This window comes from Microbulbifer marinus (assembly GCF_900107725.1).
GTDB lineage: Bacteria > Pseudomonadota > Gammaproteobacteria > Pseudomonadales > Cellvibrionaceae > Microbulbifer > Microbulbifer marinus.
The window spans coordinates 379314-398768 of record NZ_FNQO01000002.1 but is presented as its reverse complement, the minus strand read 5'-3'; the positions used below and the strand labels follow the sequence as shown (position 1 = coordinate 398768).

Genomic DNA, 19455 nt, shown 5'->3' with positions numbered 1-19455 from the left:
CCTTGTGCGCAGGGTCAGATTCTGCCACTGCGCTTCAGCTGCCAGTAAGTCTCCACCAGGGCCATATGCAACTGGTCGGGAGCGGAATCCACCACCAGTACGTTGCGCGCGCGCAGTTGTTGCAACAGGCGGGCGCGGCGCTGCAGGAAATCGCGGGCGGAGGCCGCATCGATCGCGTCGGCGAAGCTTTCCACCGGCTTGTGCAGCAACTGGTCCACCGCAGTCTCCCGCAGGCTGGCCACCATGACCAGGTGGCGGCGCGACAGCAGCTGCACCGCGGCGAGGAGTTCATCGCTGTCCTCGTCGCGCAGGTTGGTCACCAGGATAACGAGCGCGCGGCGTGGATGCTTCGCCAGCAATTGCTGGGCGGCACCGCTGAAGTCCGCGTTGGCGGTGCCGGAGTGCAAATCGTAGACGTGGTTCAGCAGCAGATTGATGCCGCCCTTCCCCTTAACGGGTGGCAGCTGGCCGCCGGAACTCATTCCGTCGGCGGCGAAGGCGTGCAGACCCACGGCGTCGCCCTGCTTGATCGCCACATAGGCGGACAGCAGCAGTGCATTCAGGGCGTGGTCGAAGTGGCTCAGTTCTCCGTCCTTGGCGCGCATGCGGCGGCCGCAGTCGAGCATGTAGACGATCTCCTGATCGCGCTCGTCCTGGTATTCGCGGCTGATCAGCTTGCGCAGCCGCGCGCTGGCCCGCCAGTCTACCTGGCGCTGGCTATCGCCCTGGCGGTATTCGCGCAACTGGCGGAAATCCATGCCCTCGCCGCGGCGCTGTTGCTGGTGCAGGCCGAGAAAGCGCAAGCTCTGTTCGGTGGACAGCGACTGCAGCGAGGAGATACCGAGAAAGTTCGGGTAGACCTTGACGCTCTGCGGTTGGCCCAGCCGCACCCGCGTCTGCCACAGGCGCCAGGGCGAGTCGGCCAGCACTTCGATAGGGCCAAAATCTGCGCGACCGCGGTGGTGCGGCACCAGCGGGTAGTCGATGGTGACCTGCTGGCCCGGATCCAGCTGCGCGCGCCGTGGCAGCTGTTCGGCACTGAGCTGCGCCGGCAGGCTGTCACTGACAGTCAGCGCCAGCGCCCGCGGTCCGCTATTGCGCAGCGTCAGCCGCGCCCGGTTTTCCACGCCCAGCGCCAGGTTGCCGGGCAGCTGGCGCTCGCCCTGCAGTCCCTGCACGCGGCGCCCGGTGAGGAAGTCCAGCAGCGCGGCGGCGAGCAGCAGTGAGCCCGCCAGCCACCAGAGATTTTCCAGCGCGGCGGCGCTCTGCGGTTGCCAGATACGCGCGCCACTGACGGCCAATGCCGCCAGGCACCAGTAGCCGAGCAGTCTGACCAGGCGGCGGCTGGGGCCGGTTGCGCAGGTCTGCGCCGGTGCTTCGCTGTCGCCGACGGTGCTATCAATCTCGGATGCGGGGCTTGGCGTCACAGCCGCGGCGCCTCGACCGTGTCGATGATTTGCGCCAGCACCGAGTCCGGCGTCTCGCCGTCGATCTCCATATCCGGCGACAGGCCGACGCGGTGGCGCATCACCGGAATGGCCATCGCCTTGATGTCGTCCGGCAATACGAATTCGCGTCCCTGCAGTAAGGCATGCGCGCGCGCCGCCTGCAACAGGCCGATACTCGCGCGCGGGCCGGCGGCGCGGCGCAGCTGCGTGGATTCGCGGGTCGCGCGCACCAGGCGCACGGCATAGTCCAGTACCTGCTGGTCCAGCGCGATTTGTGGCAGCAGCTTCTGCAGCTGCTGCAGCTGTTCCACGGTCATCTGCCCCGCCGGCGGCTGCTGCAGCTGTTGCTCGATGCGACCGCTACTGGCCGCCGCGGCCAGCTTCAGTTCCGCGTCCAGGCTGGGGAAATCGATCAGCACCTTGAGCAGGAAGCGGTCCAGTTCGGCCTCCGGCAGCGGGTAGGTGCCCTCCTGCTCGATCGGGTTCTGGGTGGCCAGCACCATAAACGGGCGCGGTGTCGGCAGGGCCTCGCCGTCGATGGTGACCTGCTTCTCCTGCATCACTTCCAGCAGTGCCGCCTGGGTCTTGGCCGGGGCGCGGTTGATTTCGTCCGCCAGCAGCAGGTTGGTGAACACCGGGCCGCGGCGCACTTCGAAGCGGCTCTCGCCCATATGGAAAATCGCGTGGCCGGTCACGTCCGCCGGCATCAGGTCGGGCGTGAACTGGATGCGGCGAAAGTCGCCGCCGAAGCAGTTGGCCAGCGCGCGTACCAGCAGCGTCTTGCCGAGACCGGGCACGCCCTCGAGTAGCACATGGCCGGATGCCAGTAGCGCGATCAGTACCTGGTCGACCACTTCTTCCTGGCCGATCAGCAGCCGGTTGATTGCGTTGCGCAGCAGCGCCAGCTGTGCCGAGGCCGCCTGCCAGTTTGGACTGGTCTGCTCCTGGTGCTGTTGTTCGGGTTGATGGATGGTGTCGCTCATAGGGCTGCCTCGATTTGCTGCAGGTTGCGCATTCGTTCGGTAAATGCCTCTTCGCTGCGGGGCAGGTCGCCCCACAGGCAGGCGGCAATGGCGGATTCACTCAGCCCGGTGGCGGCGCTGAGTTTTGTGCAGAGTCTGCGCCTGGTTCCCATAACCGCGTTCTCGCCGCCCAGGCGTCGCAGCAAGTGTTGGCGCAGGTTGAGTAAAAGCCGCTCGCACTTGTCCGCGCGCCAGTAGTAGTGGCCACAGGCGGAGATGTGCTCCAGCAGCGAGCGCCGCGCCAGTTCCGGTGTTGCCGCCAGCGGGCCGAAGCGGCGCGCGCGCAGCAGCAGCCACGCCAGCAGCGCCAGGCCGCCGGCGAGGAAAAACTCCGCGGCGTAGCGGCGCGCCAGCTCGAACAGGGAATCGAAGCGCGGCTGGGTCAGGAACACGAATTCACCCTCCGCGGCGAGCAGGCCGAGGAAATAGGCGTGATCGAAGTGGCCGATACGCTGTGAGCGCCAGATACCGCCATCGGCCATCAGCGTGATCAAGCCCTCGCCGCGCTCGAACTGCATAAAGGGCACACCGATATCGTCGCGCCAGATCTTGGCCCAGAACACCGGTTCAGTGGCGGATGCCCCCCCGTCACCGTTAATGGCCGGGTGGTGCAGCAGGTAGCCGGCGTCGAAGTGCAGCTGGTAGTCGCGGCCGTCGGCGGTAGCGAGGGTAATAAGGTCTACTGGATCCACGTCGGGATTGCGCGGCGGCTTGGCTTTTTCCGCGGGCTCGTCCTGCTGCGCGCTTGTACCGTCTTCGCCCTTTTCTTCGCGGAGTTTGCGGTTGTGCTCGCGCAGCATTTCGCTGGCGCTCTTGCCGCTATATTGCTCGGCGTCGTCGCCGAGCAACTGCCGGAATGGATATTCGAAGATCAGATCCTCGCGGCCCTCTTCGAGGGTGACCTGCAGCTGTTCCAGCAGCCAGTCGCGGTCGCCGTAGGCGGCGGAGTGCGCGACGACAATCGCATGGCCGCCGCGCTCGACCCAGTCCAGCAGCTCCCGCGCGCGCTGCGGGTTGTACACCTGGGTCGAGCTGGCCACGTACAGGGTGGCGTTCGCGGGTAGTTCCGCGAGCACAGCAATATTGTCGGCGCGACGGGATTGCAGACCTGTCTTGGCCAGGAACTGTTCCGCGGCCAGGTACGGATTGCGCCAGGCCTGCGGGCCCCAGCCGCGATCCACCTCTTCCGTGTAGCGTTCGAAAAACGCGAGGAACAGGGCGGTTAGCCCGGCGATCAGCAGCGCGAGCAGGCCGAGCAGCAAGCGTTTAATGGTCATTGCCGAACGCCTCCTGCCACTGGTCGCACAGGGACTGCACGCGCGCGGTTGCCGGCGCGCGATGGGCGTAGGCCAGCTGCTGCCAGCTTGCGGTCAGCTGCTGGACGAAGTCGCTCAGGCCGGCACTGACCGGCCGCGGGGCCTGTTGCGGCTCTGAAGCCTGGCGGGGTGACGCCTCCGGCTGTCGCTGGCGCAGTCGCACCAGCTGGGCGCACTCGCTCTCGGTCAGGTGATCGCCGAACGCGAACTGGTAGGACTCGATCAGGTGCGACAGGGTCGCGCGGTACAGCAGGCCGAGGCTCGCGCGCTGGTCGCCACTCTGCCAGAGACACAGCACTTCGGCGCAGACATCCTGCGGCAGGCTGGACTGGCGCACGTCGAGACCGAACAGCGTGTCCGGTGCGGCTTTGTTAGGCTCCGTTTTCTTGTGGAATCGCAGGCTCTGGCGGATCGGCTCCCGATAGCGCCACAGCAGATAGGCCAGCAGGCCGATGGCGGCGGCCCACAGCAGGACCTCGATCAGCAGGCCGATAAATGGCCCCCACTCCGATTTGCCTTCTGGGTCGACGGGGCGGTTTTCCAGCCACTCGAAAAAGGCGATCAGCCACTCGGGGACTTCGCTGTCGCTCCAGTCGATCTCCTTCAGGCGCCAACCGCTGACCTCTTCCACGCGGTGGAAGTCATCGCCGGCCAGTACCTCATCGATGGTCTCGCGAGCCTGCGCGGGCGTGTCCGCGGCAGCGGCGCGGGCTTCGTGAGTAGGTATTGCTGCGGTTATTGCCACGGCACATAGCAACAGCAGTTGCGCGGCGACCGAGGCGCGGGATGCCTGCCGGGCACGCTGTTTCTGCGCGCGCTGATGCCGGTCGAGCAGGTTGCGGAACTGGATCTCGATATCCCAGCCCTCTAGTTCGATACGCCGGCCGATATAGAGGCAGAAGCCGCTGACGATATAGAAGGGCGCGACCGCGGCCATCACCAGCAGGTAGAGTGCGTTGATGCCCCATTCGAGCCACGGTGCGCCGCTGGCGAACAGCGGCAGCCAGTCGATCTGCACCTGCTCGGGAATAAACAGATAGAGCAGCATCAGCAGCGCTAGCAGCAGGAAGGTCTCCAGGTGGAAGCCGGTCAGTGTTAGCCAGGTGGCGGCGCTGGCGTGCTTGCGGTGCAGCACGCCGATGCGCGCGGCGCGGGCGGCACCGGTGCTCTGCTCTAGCAGTGTCACCGGCATATCGAAGGAGCGCGTCGCACTGAGGCGGCGCCAGCTGATCCAGGCCAGCCAGTCGCGGCGGTTCTGGGCAAAAAACTGTTTCAGCGCGGCGAGCGCGGAGATTGTCTCACCGAACAGGGCGCGGCTGGCGATATACAGCGGCAGCCGATCGAACACCGGCTTCAGCCACCAGATCAGGAACAGGGACAAATTGGGGGAATCCGGCAACAGCCAGTAGCAGGTGGCGAACAACAGTGCCGCCGGCAGCAGCCACACCAGAAACAGCGGCCACCACTGTCGCCGGGCCAGCGCGATACCCAGGTCGATGGATTCCCAGGGCGAGCGCAAGCGTGCGCGCACAGCGAGGTTCTTAAGCTCCACGCGGCACCTCCTCTCCAAGGTGCGCGGCGCCGCGCCCGGCCAGCGTGAAATAAGCGAACACCAGCAACCACAACAGCGCGCCGACTGCCAGCTTCACGCTGATCGCAATCTCGGTGCTGGAGGACCAGAAGGCCTCGAGAAAGGCGGCGATGACCAGCATCAGGAAGGTCCCGTACATAATCTTCATCGCCTCGACACCCGCCAGGCGCAACGCCACCAGGCGGCGGCGCGGGCCCGGGTCCACCAGCGACTGTCCCAGCCGCAGGCCGGCGGCGCCCGCCAGCACTATCGCGGTGAGTTCGAAGGCGCCGTGGCCGATCACAAACGGGTAGAAGGTCGACACGAAGCCGACACGGGTGATATGCCCGAACACCGCGCCCAGATAGACGCCGTTGAAGACCAGGAAAAAAATCGCCCCCAGCCCGAACAGCACGCCGCCGGCGAAGGTGCGGAAGGCGATACCGATATTGTTCTTGATATAGAAACCGAACATCAGCAGATCCGAGTCGGAGCCGCGCTCGCGCCCCAGTACCCGGTTGCCGGGATCGTACATGGATTCGAACTGCCACACCTGATCCGGCGACATCACCGCGTAGATCAGCGCATCGTTTTGGTAACTGCCGATACCCAGCACCAGTGCCGGCAGCAAAAACAGCGCGGTGGCCAGCCACACGGTGCGAATCTGTGCGCGCACCGCCCGCGGGAAGCCGGCCAGCAGATACCACAACCAGGTATTGCGGCGCAGCGTCTGCTGGCGGTAGACGCGGTGATGCGCGGTCATCACCAGCTGGTTGAGCCGATCGATCAGCTGGTTGGTGTACTGGCGCTCTTTCGCCACCGCCAGCTGCTGGCACAGGCTGCGGTAGGCCGCCGGCAGATCCAGTGCGGCGGCGTCAGTGTCGCTGTCACCGGTCTTCAGCCATTCCTCCAGCTGCTGCCAGCGATCGCGGTAGCGGTTTTCGAAATCTATCTGCTTCATTTGCCACCCAGCAGCCAGCTGCCTACGGCGCGCAGGTAATTGAGCCCGTCCCTATCCGCTTTGCCGGTGATCGGTTGCAGCAGGTTGGCCAGTTCGCACTGGCGCGCCTCGCTCAGGTCGGCGTGGCGCTCGGCCAGACTGATCAGCGCCTGCTGGTCCTGCAGTTGCAGGCCGCGGGGCGGTGCCAGCGGCGCGGCATCGGGCAGGGAGGTGCGGGATTTTTCCTGCTGGCGGTAGACGACCAACGTACCCGCGGCCAGGTCGCCGAGGCGCTGGAAATTGCGGCCCAGTGTCATGCAGATAACGCCGCCGGCATAGGCGAAGGGCAGGAAGTCGGCGAAACGCAGCAGGTTGCGCAGCAGTGACGCGCCCCAGGAAATGGGGGTGAGGTTGTCGTTGACCACCATCAGGCCGAAGGCTTTCTTGCCTGGTGTCTGTCCGCCGCGCATGACTTCGAAATAGACCGGGTAAAACCACTCGAGCAGGAAGGAGCACAGCAGCCAGATACCCCAGCCGGCGCGATCGGCAAACGCCAGCGCTATGCCGAGTCCGGCGAGGATCAGCGTGCGGTAAAAGACATCGACGGCGTAGGCGAGAATACGCGGCACAGGCCCGGCGGCCTGTGCGCGCAGGTCGATTCCCTCCGGGGTCTCGACGCTATAGGTGGTATCCAGCAAACCACCGCTCCCATCAAATTATGCTGATCAGGCGGCTTCCGCGCCGCCGAAGATATTGCGGTAGACCACGCCGAAAGCGATTGCCAGCAGCGGCAGTACCCAGATCAGGCCGATCAGCAGCGGCAGTGCGCCGGCCACATACAGCAGCACGGCGACGATCAGGAAACCGAAGAACGCGAACCAGTGCTTGGTGATCGCCTTGCGCGAAGTCTCCAGTGCCTGCCAGGGGCCAAGATTCTTGTCCACGATCAGCGGCAGGGTCAGCATATAGGCGACGGCCAGGTAGATGCCCGGCAGCACCAGCAGGAAGAGGCCGATGGTTACCAGGATAGTCATCAGGATATTGGCCACTACCAGCGGCAGCAACTTGTCGAAGTGGGCAAATACTTCAGTAGCTGAAGTTTTTTCGTCGCGCGCGATCTTGATACCGATCATCATCATGCCGGCGGTCAGTGGCGCGGCGATCAGGTTGACCAGAATCTGGTAGGAAATAGTCGAGGTAAAGGATGCGCCGGCCTGCTGTTCGATATCGAAAGCTGAATAGCCGGTGATCATGCCGGCCACGAAGCTGACCACCACGAAGGCGACGATATACAGAATAAGCGCCAGCCAGATGGTGCCCTTGTTGCCTTTGGTGCGGCGCCAGGCCTCGCCGATAATTTCGCCGATGGAGATGGAATAATCCCCGGCTATCCCCCGCTCCAGAGAGCCGTAACTGCCGCTCTCATCCCCGGTGGTCAATTGTGCTTCCGGGGCTTTATAGATATCGCTCATTTTCTGATGTCCTTTCACAGTTCCCTATTTATTGGTACAGAGCCATAGTCGGCCAATATCTCACAGCCGTCGTCGATGGACAATCCCGCGCCAACGAACGGGCACGCAAACGGAGCAGGACAAATTAGGCGATGAGGGGGACCAACGGATAAACTCCGTTGCTGGCAAGCAGGAAGGTGAATTGATGAAGAAATGGGCGGGTCTAGCGCTGATGTCATTCGCGCTGATCGTTATTGGCTACGTGGCCTTGCCGGGGTATGCACTGGAGCAACTGGAGCAGGCTGCAGAGGAGGCGGATGCGCGGGAACAGCGTGTGCGGCAGGAAGGCATGGATAAGCTGCAGCGCTACGTGGACTTTCCCGAATTGCGTGACAATTTGAAGCTGCGGCTGCAGCGACAGCTGCGCGAATCCATGGGCAACTCCCTGCCCGAGGAATTTGATGAGCTGCTGGTCGCCGGCACCAACCTGTTTATCGGCCCGCTGCTGGGTCAGTTGATCACGCCCGCGGGGATTGCCGACCTGTTGCGCGGCGGCACCAACCTGTACGAGTTTGAGCGCGAGCTGTATCGGCGGCAGTCGCCGCCGGCGCAGAATCAGGCGCAGGAACAAGACGCCAGTGAAGATGCTGGCTGGCAGCGACTGGACTGGCGCTTTACAAGCTTCAACCGGATTACCGCGGACTACGGCGAAGGCGGTAGGGCGTCATTGCGCCTGATGCTGGAGCGCCACGGCCTGCGCTGGCAGTTGGTGGATATCGAACTGCTGGAAACTACAAATCGGGAGTGAGCGGAAAAATGCAAAAGGATGCTTCTGTCAATGTGTTCGGCGATCCGTTGCTGGCGTGCAGCATGGAGCCGATGACCGGGTTCTTCCGCGACGGCTGCTGCAATACCGGTGAGCAGGATGCCGGTTCACATACCGTCTGTGTCGAGGTTACCGACGAATTCCTCGCCTTCTCCCGCAGCCGCGGCAATGACCTGAGCACGCCGGCAGAGGAATACGGCTTCCCCGGGCTAACGCCTGGGGATCGCTGGTGTCTGTGTGCAGCGCGCTGGCTCGAGGCGCAGCAACAGGGCAAGGCGCCGCGGGTCTACCTGCAGCGCACGCATATCAAGGCGCTGGAGACCGTGCCGCTGACTTTGCTGCGCGAATACGCGGTGGATCTGAACTAGCAAGCCATAGTTGGCGCACACCATCGTGGTGACTTGCGCATTCAACGGTGACGTGAGTTACGTTGCCTCGATAGTCTTGTCTGCCTACAGTACTTTTCTCTCCGAGGAGTTCACCCGCGCACGCGCATCAGGTTGGTGCAGGTATTTACCAGCGTGCGCGATCAGATTCCTTCCACCAAAATAACCCTTCCTCCCAAACGCGAGAATTTAGCGCGGAGATCCTCTTCCGCTGCTGGGGTAGCGTCTGATATGGGGCGCGGTGGGCTAAGCTAAAGCTCTCGTCCCCCATCCTGTTTCGATCATGAAATATGACATCGGTGACAAACTGCGAAACCCGAATGGATATCCGGTAGCACAATTTCCACGAGGCAGCGTTGCTACTGCGAACCGATATTTAAAGAGTGCAAACGAAAACATGCCCGACATCGGCATCGTTATCATCGGCCGCAATGAAGGTGAACGGCTGCGCCAGAGCTTGGAATCCGTGGCAGGACTGGGCTACCCAACGGTCTATGTCGATTCGGGCTCGACTGATGGCAGCGCAGAGCTGGCGAAGCGTTACTGCAGTCAGGTGGTGCAGCTCGATGCTGGCCGACCATTCTCTGCGGCTCGGGCCCGCAATGAGGGGCTTGCGGTACTTGGGAGGTTTGCGCCGAATATTCACTTCGTTCAGTTCCTCGATGGCGACTGCACGCTGGATCCCGAGTGGCTGGCGCAGGCCCATGAATTTATCAGCCGCCACGAAAGGGCAGCCATAGTCTGCGGCCATCTCCGGGAAAGACAGGCCAGCGCCAATGTATTCACCCAGTTGTGCGATATCGAGTGGCAAGGGGATGTTGGAACCATCGATGCCTGCGGCGGCATATTCCTTGGGCGTATTGCGTCCCTGAAGGCTGTCGGGATGTTTAACGAATCCATGATCGCCGGTGAGGAGCCGGAACTCTGTCATCGCCTGCGCTCAGGTGGCTGGAGAATAGACAGGATCGATACCCCGATGGCTGTCCATGAGTCAGATATCAGAAAGATATCACAGCTGCTGCAACGCGCGAGGCGATGTGGCCACTCCTACGCCCATAGCTATCACGTTCACCGGGATTCGCCAATTGCCTTCAAACGGAGAAACCTGGTGAGCGTCATATTTTGGGGCGCTTTACTGCCTCTTCTGGTGATTTGCCTGCTTCCCTTTAGTGCTATGGCTGCGGTGACGGCGCTTTCCTTGTATCTGTTGTTATGGATCAGAATATATTTCCACGGCGTGGCGAGCTCACAATTGACTCGCAAGCTATCAGCACTAAACAGCAGCTTTATTGTTATTGGAAAATTTGCCCAGTTCGTTGGCGTAATAGATTTCTATAGGTCTTTATGGCAGAAGGAAGACTTCAAGCTGATTGAATACAAATAATAAGTCGCCTTATCCATATGGACGCCTTATTGCAACATTGACAGTCCGAAATGCGCTCTCAGACAGCGTGTATTCGAGCAAATATCAGCGATATTTTAGGAAATAGGTAGCCACAATACATTATTTCACCTCTAAGCCTGATAAAGAGAAACGCTGGTAAGCATTTACTTTGTCTTGTCATCCTAAGCAGGGACTAAATTACAAGTTGTCGCCTGCCAGATTCCAGTTGTAGCTCTCCAGACGGTGATGAAACCGTAGCCTGGGGTCAGCTCGCGAAGGCTTGTTAAAGGCGGCGCCCTGCACCGCCTTCCCACCACGTGCCGAAAAGCAACCGCCAAAGTAAATATATCCGTCGCTAAGCCCGCACCGTGAAAAATCTGTCGCGTAGGGTTACAGCATGCCAGGCACCGTCACCTATCTTAATTTCCGTATCGCTACATAAACGTCCGCTCATCCTGCACCCGAAAAAGAAAACTTTCCGTAGGTCGGGATGCGGCGCAGACGCGAGTCAGATTTTATAGGTACCCGACGCCAATAGGTAAAAAGACCGATGGCGTCTTATAAAAGATGTTTCATGGACGAGCTGTTTTTGTTGCTACTGCTTCCTGGCGCCATCCTGTTGTTGTGGATCTTAGTCCTCCTCAGCGAGGTGATTTGTGCGAGCAAGGAACTAAATGACCGCTCCGACCGCTCTGGCAGGCGAACACCACCCTCTTCCAGCTCCTATGTCGTAATAATCCCCGCGCACGACGAGTCGAGAAATATTACCGGCACAATAGGCAGCCTAAAACCTCTAATGACTGATGGCGGCCGCATCTTGGTCGTCGCCGATAACTGCAGCGACAACACCGCGTGTCTGGCGCGGCAGTGTGGGGTCGATGTCATAGAGAGGCATGACAGTGAGCGGCGGGGCAAGGGCTACGCGCTCGGTTTCGCGCTGCAACAACTTCAGCCTTCACCTCCCGATGTGATTGTCGTTTTAGATGCCGACTGTGAGTTTTCCTCCGGCTGCCCTGCAGACCTCGTTAACGAGGCTGCAGTCAGCGAAACGCCCATCCAGTGTCATTACGCAATGCATCTTCGCGGGTCAGAAAGTCTTTCCGAACGCATCGCACATTTCGCGTGGCGACTAAAAAATTATCTGCGCCCTTTGGGGCTCCGCTTTCTTAACCTTCCCTGTCAGCTTGCCGGTAGCGGCATGGCATTCAGGTGGGACCAACTGCGTTCGGTAAATGTCGCATCTGCAAACCTGGTCGAGGACCTGGAATTGGGCATCAACCTCGCGGTAGCAGGCGCCTATCCGCGCTACTTCCCTGATGTCATTGTGAAAAGCAAATTCCCGATGTCAGCGACGGGGATGCAGACACAGCGCGAACGATGGGAACACGGACATATTCTGGTAATTCTCACTCAAGTGCCGCTAATCGCCCTCGCATCGTTCAAGAGACGCGACCTGAGGCTGTTTGTGCTGGCAATGGATATCTCGGTGCCGCCGGTAAGCCTGTTGCTACTACTGACTCTGGTTAATGCCGTACTGAGCCTGGCGATATTCACACTGGGTTGGGCAACCCTGCCGCTAGCGCTGTCCCTGCTGTCCTGCGTGCTACTCACAATCGCCATCAGTGGTGCCTGGGCGTTATCCGCTCGAGATCTGATCAGACCAATCGAGTTTTTGCGAGCCGCAACTCATCCCGTCAAAAAGATTGACATTTACACGCGCTTTCTCACCAGAAGGCAGCGCCAATGGATCAGGACGGATAGAAAATGACGACACCGCCCATCACACTGAAAGCAAGCAAACGCGTCGATCTGGCGCTATGTCCTCTGGATCCACTTACGATGGAGGAGGCATTGTTTGAAATCGCTATCTTGCGTCATTCATCGGAGTATCACTATGTCGTGACACCGAATATCGATCACTTGCAACGCCTGTATTTAAACCCCGACGACGCTTTCTTACGTGAAATCTATCGCAATGCCAGCCTGTCGCTATGTGATAGCAGAGTCCTGAAGATACTCACTCCTATCTTTGGTGTATCCATGCCCGCTGCGGTCCCGGGAAGTACACTCACGAAACAGATCTTCGACCAATTGCTGAAACCGGAAGATCGCATTTTGATAATCGGTGGTGAAAATGCGGTTATCGAAATTCTGTCAGAGCAGTATCCGCATCTCAATATTGAACACATCAACCCCACTATGGGCTTCATCCATAGACCCGTAGAAGTCGAGGAAATCATCAGCGCGACAAGAGAAATGGATCCGGACTACCTGTTTATTGCCGTCGGCTCCCCCCAGCAGGAAATTCTCGCCAGTAGAATCGGACAGGTCGCCCGTCGGGGCGTCGCCCTTTGCGTGGGAGCCTCACTTCTCTTCCTGACCGGCAAAGAAAGTCGCGCACCGGAATGGGTGCAGGCGGCGAGCTGCGAATGGTTGTACCGGATGATCAAGAATCCACGCCGCCTGGCAAAGAGGTACGCAATGAATCTCATTCACTTGCCCGGTATTCTGCATGCGCTCAGGGCTAAAGTGGTTGCCGATGCAGGTGTGGGTGTCGATGTCTAAGTCTGTAAAACGTACGCTGCCTGGATTTAGATAGTGCCAAATACATTCGCATACCTGACGCTGATCTGCTGGCCGGTACTGGCGCTACTGATATACCGCGTACGCAACCTCAGCACGCTGGCGGCTACCTTCTGGGTCGTGGTCGGCGGGTACCTGATCTTGCCGGTAAAAGCGCAAATCGATCTTCCGATGCTTCCGTCGCTAAATCAAATAACCATCCCGGCGATCAGCGCGGCAGTGTGTTGCGTCTTTGTCAGAAGAGTACCGATCAAACTCATCCCGGACAGGGGGATAGTGCGCTGGCTGTATATCTGCCTTCTGCTGGCACCACTTCTTTCCGTGTTGGCGAATCCCCTGCCGATGTTTGATGGCGCTCAGGAAAAACCCGGACTCTCCCTGTATGATGCCTTGGCCGATACCATGGCAACCTACCTAAAGACCCTCCCGCTGTTACTGGGTTTGTCTCTGGTGAAGAGCACCGAGGATATCGCCAAATTGCTAAAATTGATGGTATATGCCGTCATCCTTTACTCCCCGCTTATATTGCTGGAAATAAGAATAAGCCCACAATTGCACACCTGGATCTATGGCTTCTTTCCACATCAATTCAGTCAACAAATACGGTTCGACGGATTCAGGCCTGTCGTATTTTTAGGGCACGGTCTGCTCGTAGCAATATTCGTCGCGGTGTCGCTTTGCGCGACGGCGATACTGTGGCGGCACAAGTACCGGCTAAGTAATCTCCCGTTGGGGTTTTTCATCTTATATTTGGCCGCGATTCTTATTTTATGTAAGGCTGTCGGCGCGTGGATTCTAGGGTTGGGAGCCCTTATCTGTATTGTCACGCTTTCTCCACGGCTACAGGCGTGGGTATGCGTTCTCGTTACCTTATTCGTCCTCGCGTATCCGCTGTTAGCCATAAATGGATTAATCCCCTACAAGAACTTAACAGATTTTGCGTCAATATTTGGCCAGGATCGGTCGCAATCAGTGGCGTTCAGATTCATGCACGAGGCCGCACTGCTCGAGCATGCGGCGAAAAAAATCGAGTTTGGCTGGGGAATCTGGGGGCGCCATCAATTGAATGGATCAGTATCCGACGGGTATCTGATTCAAATCCTCGGAGTCTACGGGCTGTGGGGGTACATTGCCAACGCGGGCCTGTTGCTGGCGATAATACTGCGCGCGGCAAAGTCCATAAAACGTTTGCCGGATCCCCGAGCCCGCGGGTTGATGGGTGGCGCGCTATCAATTCTTATGTTGATGATGGTGGACCAGATACCGAACACCTCCATAACGCCGTACTTTTGGCTGATCTTCGGCGGTGTGATGGGCGCGGCTGCACAAATGGACCGCGTTGCGGCAGGCGCCAGAAAAGGGCTTCGGATAGCTTGAAGAGGCGTGATTACTTGAGTTTCAGGAATATCTATCCGGCTGATGGAATGATACGCGAAGGAAAACTTAGCAGATGCAACAACACAGGACGGCGGGCAGCGTAATCCACGAATAGCTCATCTTGGCATAAATCGTTCACTGCCTCCCTGATATCGTATGCATGGCGCACACATGGAGAGTAACTTTGACTCAAAACGCGTCTTCAAATCAGCAATCAAATCTTGCCCCACTGGGGATCAGCGAAAAGCTTAGAGCTCTGCACGCCAATCTGCGAGGCCCTGGCTTACGCGCAGCGTCTTTGCGCGGTTCCATCTTATCCGCGCTAGGTTTTTCAGCACAAAAAGTTATCCAGCTAATTTCAAATTTGATATTGACCCGGATTCTTTTCCCGGAAGCATTTGGTGTAATGGCGCTTGCCTGCACATTTTTGGCCGGTATAACCATGTTTGGTGATATCGGCCTGCACCAGGCGATTGTCCAAAGCAAGCGCGGAGACGAGAAGGATTACCTGAACACCGCCTGGACGATAAAGGTGATCCGTGGCTTTGCCATTTGGCTGGCTGCCTGCATCTTGGCGTGGCCCATCTCACAGATTTATCAACAAACTATCCTGTTTCCTCTGCTATGCGTGCTGGGCGTTTCAGCGGCGATTCAGGGATTCGCCTCTATCGGCCTGTCTACGCTGAATAGGAAGTTGCAGTTCAAGCGGCTCGTGATACTGGACCTTGTACGCGCAGTGATTTCAACGCTGGTCACGATCGCGATGGCGCTCTGGTTGAAGTCGGTCTGGTCGCTGGTAATAGGCACAATAGTTGGAAGTCTCATAGGGACAGTTCTCAGTCACAGATACCTGACAAATCACATTCATAGGCTATGTTGGGATCGTAGTTCACTAGTTGAAATTATACGCTTCGGGCGCTGGATCATGCTGGCTACGTTGGCAAATTTCTTCGGAAGCGCAGGCCAGCCGTTAATCCAGGGATACTTCGTCTCGGCGGAGACACTTGGGTTCCTTGCCATTGCGATGACGTTTGTCGACGCAGTTGACGATCTGGGTGAGAAATTACTATCGAGTGTTGGTTTTCCTGCTTTGTCACGTGTTGTCAGAGAGAGCCCGCACTCCCTAGACCGGGTAGTGGCGCAACTGAAATTAATAAGTAACGGCATCGGCGTCGCGGCGTTTTTATTCCTATCGCTTATTGCAAGCCTGCTAATAGAAATACTGTACGACCCCCGTTATATGGAAGCAGGCCAATACATGGCGATACTGGCGGTCAATGGTGCCGTTATGTTTCTTCAGGTGCTATATATGAACGTCGCATTGGCCAAAGGCGATAGTCGAACGCACTTTATTATGAAGGTGACTGTTGCGATAACCTCTAACGCGGGCCTCTTGATCGGGTACCAAGCAGGTGGCGTGCTAGGCATGTTGTATGGCTTGACTTTAGGCTCCCTTGTTGGATACATCGTTATATGTTACGTGGCGTATCGAAATGACTATGCGTGTATCAAAGCAGACGCTTTGGCATTGACATTCATAGGGCTGTATGTCGCATTGGCATATACGTAGCGATTAATAAACCTAGGTTGCCAGGTGTCCGTAGTTGCTAGGTGTTCGTAGATGTCGATAGGCGAACCCATGCTTACGAATACTTCGCGCCCACGGCAAACTTCTAACGACACGAAGAATTGGTGGTAAAAGTCGCAATGCTTTTTCACTGATGCCTGCGCTATCGCACCGACAGCAATCGACTTAAAGTATTTATGCTCCTTTTTGGAACTGGTATAGCGACCAACTCGAGACCGATTCACAGGAATACATTCTGTGTAGCAGCAATAAGCATTGTCGAGCGCAATTTTCATCGAAATCCGTTGCTCACCGTCTAATCCGGATACCTAAATACTGGAACTATCTTACTTGCGTCAGCGACGATATAGTCGATGATGGTGCCTCGAAGTAGATCCACCCATCCCCGTTCGATAGCTCTACGCCTGATGCGGTGAAACGTTACTGAGGTCGGCAATAAAGATGAATGACGCCGCATTCATGTGACACGATTCAACGCCAAAATTCCTCCTACTACCCGTTTGCGTCCAGCGTAAAGAGTCAAAAGTAATAGGCATTTGTGCGAGCTTGCACGCCACGCCATGCTGCCAAATCTGTCATCGGACGGGGCTTTCAACTAATAATCGACGGTAGGCGGCTATCCGAACAAAAGAACAAAAAATAATTCTCCCCCACGCTGTTTGTCTCGATAAACAAGGCTATATTTTAACCGCAGTGCGGTGTGCGCTAGACCGTATTGTCGTGTGCTCTTACGAGGTAAGCGAAAGGCAAAACCCTTCGACCACTCGGTGAGGAAATTGCCGAGCGTGCCTTGCCAGAGCAGTGTAATCGCAGTGTGAGAAAAGTATTTTACGGCGACAACAACGGCGTAGATGTAAGAGGTACGGAGAGGTAAATGCAACAGGGATGGGGTCGCTTGCAGCAGGGCGGTATTGCCGCTTTACACAGGCTGGTTGATGGAGTTCTCATTTTTACCGCGTTGGCGGTTTCACTAACTATTTTTGATCACTATTTGACGAAAGATTGGCTTATTGTCGGGCTGATTGCAGTTATCAGCTTCGCCTTTCTGGCCGAGTCTGTCGGTCTATATCGTTCTTGGCGCGTTGAAAGCTACTTGCACATTGTTGGCACATGTCTTGCCGCATGGATAGCGGCATGCGCCTTGCTACTGTTACTCGGCTACTTCACGAAGCTGGGCACAGATTATTCGAGGCTCGTTGTTGGATGCTGGGTTGTCAGCACGTTCGCTGCGATGGCCCTTTGGCGCCTGTTTGTGCGGCGATTGCAATTCAGCCTGCGCGCAAGAAATCACAATATTCGCACAGGCGTAATTATCGGTGTGACGGCCGCGGGCAAGCAGCTGGCCAGTGACATTGCCTCCAATCCCCATCTAGGAATACGGCTGCTCGGTTTCTATTACTGTGACGACATTGGCGCGGACTCAGACACAGCCATCGGTACAGACGAAACGAAAATTCTTGGGAGTGTAGAGGACGCAGTTGCCGCTGCTCGCGACGGTAGAATCGATCACGTCTACCTGGCACTGCCGATGCGCGAGGAGGAAAAAATACGCGAAATCCTGGTCGAGTTCGCCGATACACAAGCCACAGTGCACTTATTGCCGAATATATTCTTGGCAAACATGCTGAATTCGCAGTGGCATCAGGTGGGACAATCAAATTTAATCAGCGTTTTTGATACGCCGCTAGAGGGGCTGAACGTCTGGTACAAGCGGCTAGAAGATCTGGTCCTCGCGACGGCAATTCTGACGCTGATCGCACCGCTGATGGCGACGATCGCCATATGTATCCGCTTGACATCGCCAGGCCCGGCCTTCTTCCGGCAGCGCCGCTACGGGTTGGATGGGCGTGTAATAGACGTGTGGAAGTTCCGTAGCATGACGGTCCAGGAAAACGGCCACCGTGTAGTGCAGGCACGGCGTGGCGATCCACGGGTAACCAGATTTGGCCGATTTTTACGCCGTACCTCACTGGATGAATTGCCTCAGCTGTTCAATGTCTTGCAGGGCTCCATGTCGATTGTTGGCCCGCGTCCACATGCAGTCGCGCACAACGAGCAATACAGACGCGTAGTAAGCGGCTATATGCTGCGCCACAAGGTAAAGCCCGGTATTACAGGTTGGGCGCAGATAAATGGATGGCGCGGGGAAACGGACACTTTGGAGAAAATGGAACGGCGCGTTGAGCACGATCTGCACTACATTCGGAACTGGTCACTCCTGTTTGATATCAGGATTTTGATCCTCACTCTTTCAAGAGGATTTATTAGTCACAATGCGTACTGAAGGTGATGCAATTTTGCGCGACAAAATCTCCATAAAACTCTCTGCAAAGCGACTCGCCTGCGCTATCAACGTGCTGCTGATCGGCACTGCATCAGCGATGGCGAGCCCAATAAGACTGCCGTCCGGCATTGACTTTACACCGACAGTCAGCGCCGACTTTCTCTACGACGACAACATCACCAGTGCCAGCGCTGGCGAGATAGAAAGTTGGATAGTTATCGGTGCCAGTGAATTCTTATTCGAGGCGAATGATAAGGCTGATACCTACACATTCAAGTACGGCGTAGAGAAGGGTGCTTATCTAGATAGCAGTAAAGATAACTATGTCGATCACGACGTAAACCTGGGTGGTGATTGGGAGCTCAATAGTCGTCAGAGCCTTTTAATCGAGGGCAGCTATCGCCTAGGGCACGACGAACGAGGCAGTGGTTTTTCAAGAGGATTTGGCAAGGGGCTGCTTGAGCCGGACAAGTTCAGTGAGTCGGGCCTGTCTACCACGTTTAGCTATGGCAGTGAAGAAACGCGCATCAGTATGGATGCATCACTCGGCGTTAATAATCTCAACTACTCAGGGCTTGCAAAAGCCGACAGAAATCGAAGTAATAAATATGGAGGCGTAGCTCTCTTTGTTAGGCTGACGGGAAAAACAGACGTCGTTGCTGAAGTCGCCCATTGGCGAATTGGCTACGACAATCAGAGAGTTGCGCAGCCCACGCTTGACAGTAGAGAAACAGATTATCTCGTAGGTGTTGATTGGAAAGGATCAAAGTCCGAAGCGAACTTGCGTGTGGGTCTGCGAACGAAACAATTTGAAGATCCTGGCAGGGAAAACTATTCGGGCTCACGCTGGTCCGCAACGATCAAATGGCGGCCGGTCAGCTATAGTACGCTCGAGCTAAGTAGCGAGAGAAAGACGGAAGAAGTGCAGCGCGCCGGAGATTTCGTCGATGTTCTAAGTAATGCTGTCGCTTGGCACCATGATTGGAGCGACAGGGTTTCATCTGAAATTGGATATGGCCTAGAGAAGAGTGGCTATCGAGGCGCTGGGACCAGTAAAGATGAAGAGAAGTATAGGCTTCTAAACTTATCGATAGATTACCAACTAAGACGCTGGCTAACAATGCGTGGTGGCCATACGAGAATAGTTAATGGTGCTTACGAGGATATATTGCGCTATCAAAGAAATATCACCTACCTAGGCCTAAGCGTGTCTTTGTGACGGGCAGCATTCTATGTAGAAACCGGTTTTCGACGCCTAGGCAGAGCCTAATAACGAGGGA

16 protein-coding genes are annotated in these 19455 nt (G+C 57.4%); 9 read left to right on the top strand and 7 right to left on the bottom strand.

Going from position 1 to position 19455, the window contains the following annotated elements; all coding sequences use genetic code 11:
• Positions 1-14: 14 nt before the first annotated feature.
• The 7 genes from BLW36_RS09575 to BLW36_RS09545 are packed head-to-tail and all read right to left on the bottom strand — an operon-like array spanning position 15 to position 7768.
• Positions 15-1427, bottom strand: a complete 1413-nt coding sequence (locus BLW36_RS09575) for a DUF58 domain-containing protein (RefSeq protein WP_091387665.1) — start codon at positions 1425-1427, stop codon at positions 15-17.
• Positions 1424-2431, bottom strand: coding sequence for an AAA family ATPase (locus tag BLW36_RS09570; RefSeq protein WP_091387663.1), 1008 nt, complete (start codon positions 2429-2431; stop codon positions 1424-1426). Before BLW36_RS09570 ends, BLW36_RS09575 begins: the two co-directional genes overlap by 4 nt.
• Positions 2428-3747: a DUF4350 domain-containing protein gene (locus BLW36_RS09565; protein WP_091387662.1), complete on the bottom strand. Its 1320-nt coding sequence runs from the start codon at positions 3745-3747 to the stop codon at positions 2428-2430. The genes BLW36_RS09570 and BLW36_RS09565 overlap by 4 nt, the downstream gene beginning before the upstream one ends.
• Positions 3737-5338 (bottom strand): DUF4129 domain-containing protein, encoded by a 1602-nt coding sequence (locus tag BLW36_RS09560; RefSeq protein WP_091387660.1) that lies wholly within the window; start codon positions 5336-5338, stop codon positions 3737-3739. The genes BLW36_RS09565 and BLW36_RS09560 overlap by 11 nt, the downstream gene beginning before the upstream one ends.
• Positions 5328-6317, bottom strand: coding sequence for a stage II sporulation protein M (locus BLW36_RS09555; protein ID WP_091387658.1), 990 nt, complete (start codon positions 6315-6317; stop codon positions 5328-5330). The genes BLW36_RS09560 and BLW36_RS09555 overlap by 11 nt, the downstream gene beginning before the upstream one ends.
• On the bottom strand, positions 6314-6994 hold the full coding sequence (locus BLW36_RS09550; RefSeq protein WP_091387656.1) for an RDD family protein: 681 nt from the start codon (positions 6992-6994) through the stop codon (positions 6314-6316). The genes BLW36_RS09555 and BLW36_RS09550 overlap by 4 nt, the downstream gene beginning before the upstream one ends.
• 27 nt (positions 6995-7021) lie before the next feature.
• Positions 7022-7768, bottom strand: coding sequence for a DUF2189 domain-containing protein (locus tag BLW36_RS09545; protein WP_091387654.1), 747 nt, complete (start codon positions 7766-7768; stop codon positions 7022-7024).
• A 184-nt stretch (positions 7769-7952) separates the two neighbouring features.
• Between BLW36_RS09545 and BLW36_RS09540 the strand changes: the two genes are divergently transcribed.
• The 9 genes from BLW36_RS09540 to BLW36_RS09500 all read left to right on the top strand — a co-directional run bounded on the left by BLW36_RS09540 (position 7953) and on the right by BLW36_RS09500 (position 19394).
• A complete protein-coding gene (locus BLW36_RS09540; protein WP_091387652.1) occupies positions 7953-8555 on the top strand; it encodes a DUF2939 domain-containing protein in 603 nt (200 codons plus the stop codon).
• 8 nt (positions 8556-8563) lie between these two features.
• The gene (locus BLW36_RS09535) at positions 8564-8941 is read left to right on the top strand and encodes a DUF2237 family protein (RefSeq protein WP_091387650.1); all 378 of its coding nucleotides are present in this window, start codon (positions 8564-8566) and stop codon (positions 8939-8941) included.
• Positions 8942-9242: 301 nt separating this feature from the next.
• Positions 9243-10343, top strand: a complete 1101-nt coding sequence (locus BLW36_RS09530) for a glycosyltransferase family 2 protein (RefSeq protein WP_091387647.1) — start codon at positions 9243-9245, stop codon at positions 10341-10343.
• Positions 10344-10917: 574 nt separating this feature from the next.
• Positions 10918-12111, top strand: a complete 1194-nt coding sequence (locus tag BLW36_RS09525; protein ID WP_170833179.1) for a glycosyltransferase family 2 protein — start codon at positions 10918-10920, stop codon at positions 12109-12111.
• Positions 12108-12908, top strand: a complete 801-nt coding sequence (locus BLW36_RS09520; RefSeq protein ID WP_091387643.1) for a WecB/TagA/CpsF family glycosyltransferase — start codon at positions 12108-12110, stop codon at positions 12906-12908. Before BLW36_RS09525 ends, BLW36_RS09520 begins: the two co-directional genes overlap by 4 nt.
• A 33-nt stretch (positions 12909-12941) precedes the next feature.
• On the top strand, positions 12942-14303 hold the full coding sequence (locus tag BLW36_RS09515) for a hypothetical protein (RefSeq protein WP_091387641.1): 1362 nt from the start codon (positions 12942-12944) through the stop codon (positions 14301-14303).
• Positions 14304-14487: 184 nt separating this feature from the next.
• On the top strand, positions 14488-15873 hold the full coding sequence (locus BLW36_RS09510; protein ID WP_170833178.1) for an oligosaccharide flippase family protein: 1386 nt from the start codon (positions 14488-14490) through the stop codon (positions 15871-15873).
• 892 nt (positions 15874-16765) lie between these two features.
• Positions 16766-18175, top strand: a complete 1410-nt coding sequence (locus tag BLW36_RS09505) for an undecaprenyl-phosphate glucose phosphotransferase (protein ID WP_091387637.1) — start codon at positions 16766-16768, stop codon at positions 18173-18175.
• On the top strand, positions 18165-19394 hold the full coding sequence (locus BLW36_RS09500; protein WP_091387635.1) for an outer membrane beta-barrel protein: 1230 nt from the start codon (positions 18165-18167) through the stop codon (positions 19392-19394). The genes BLW36_RS09505 and BLW36_RS09500 overlap by 11 nt, the downstream gene beginning before the upstream one ends.
• Positions 19395-19455 lie beyond the last annotated feature (61 nt).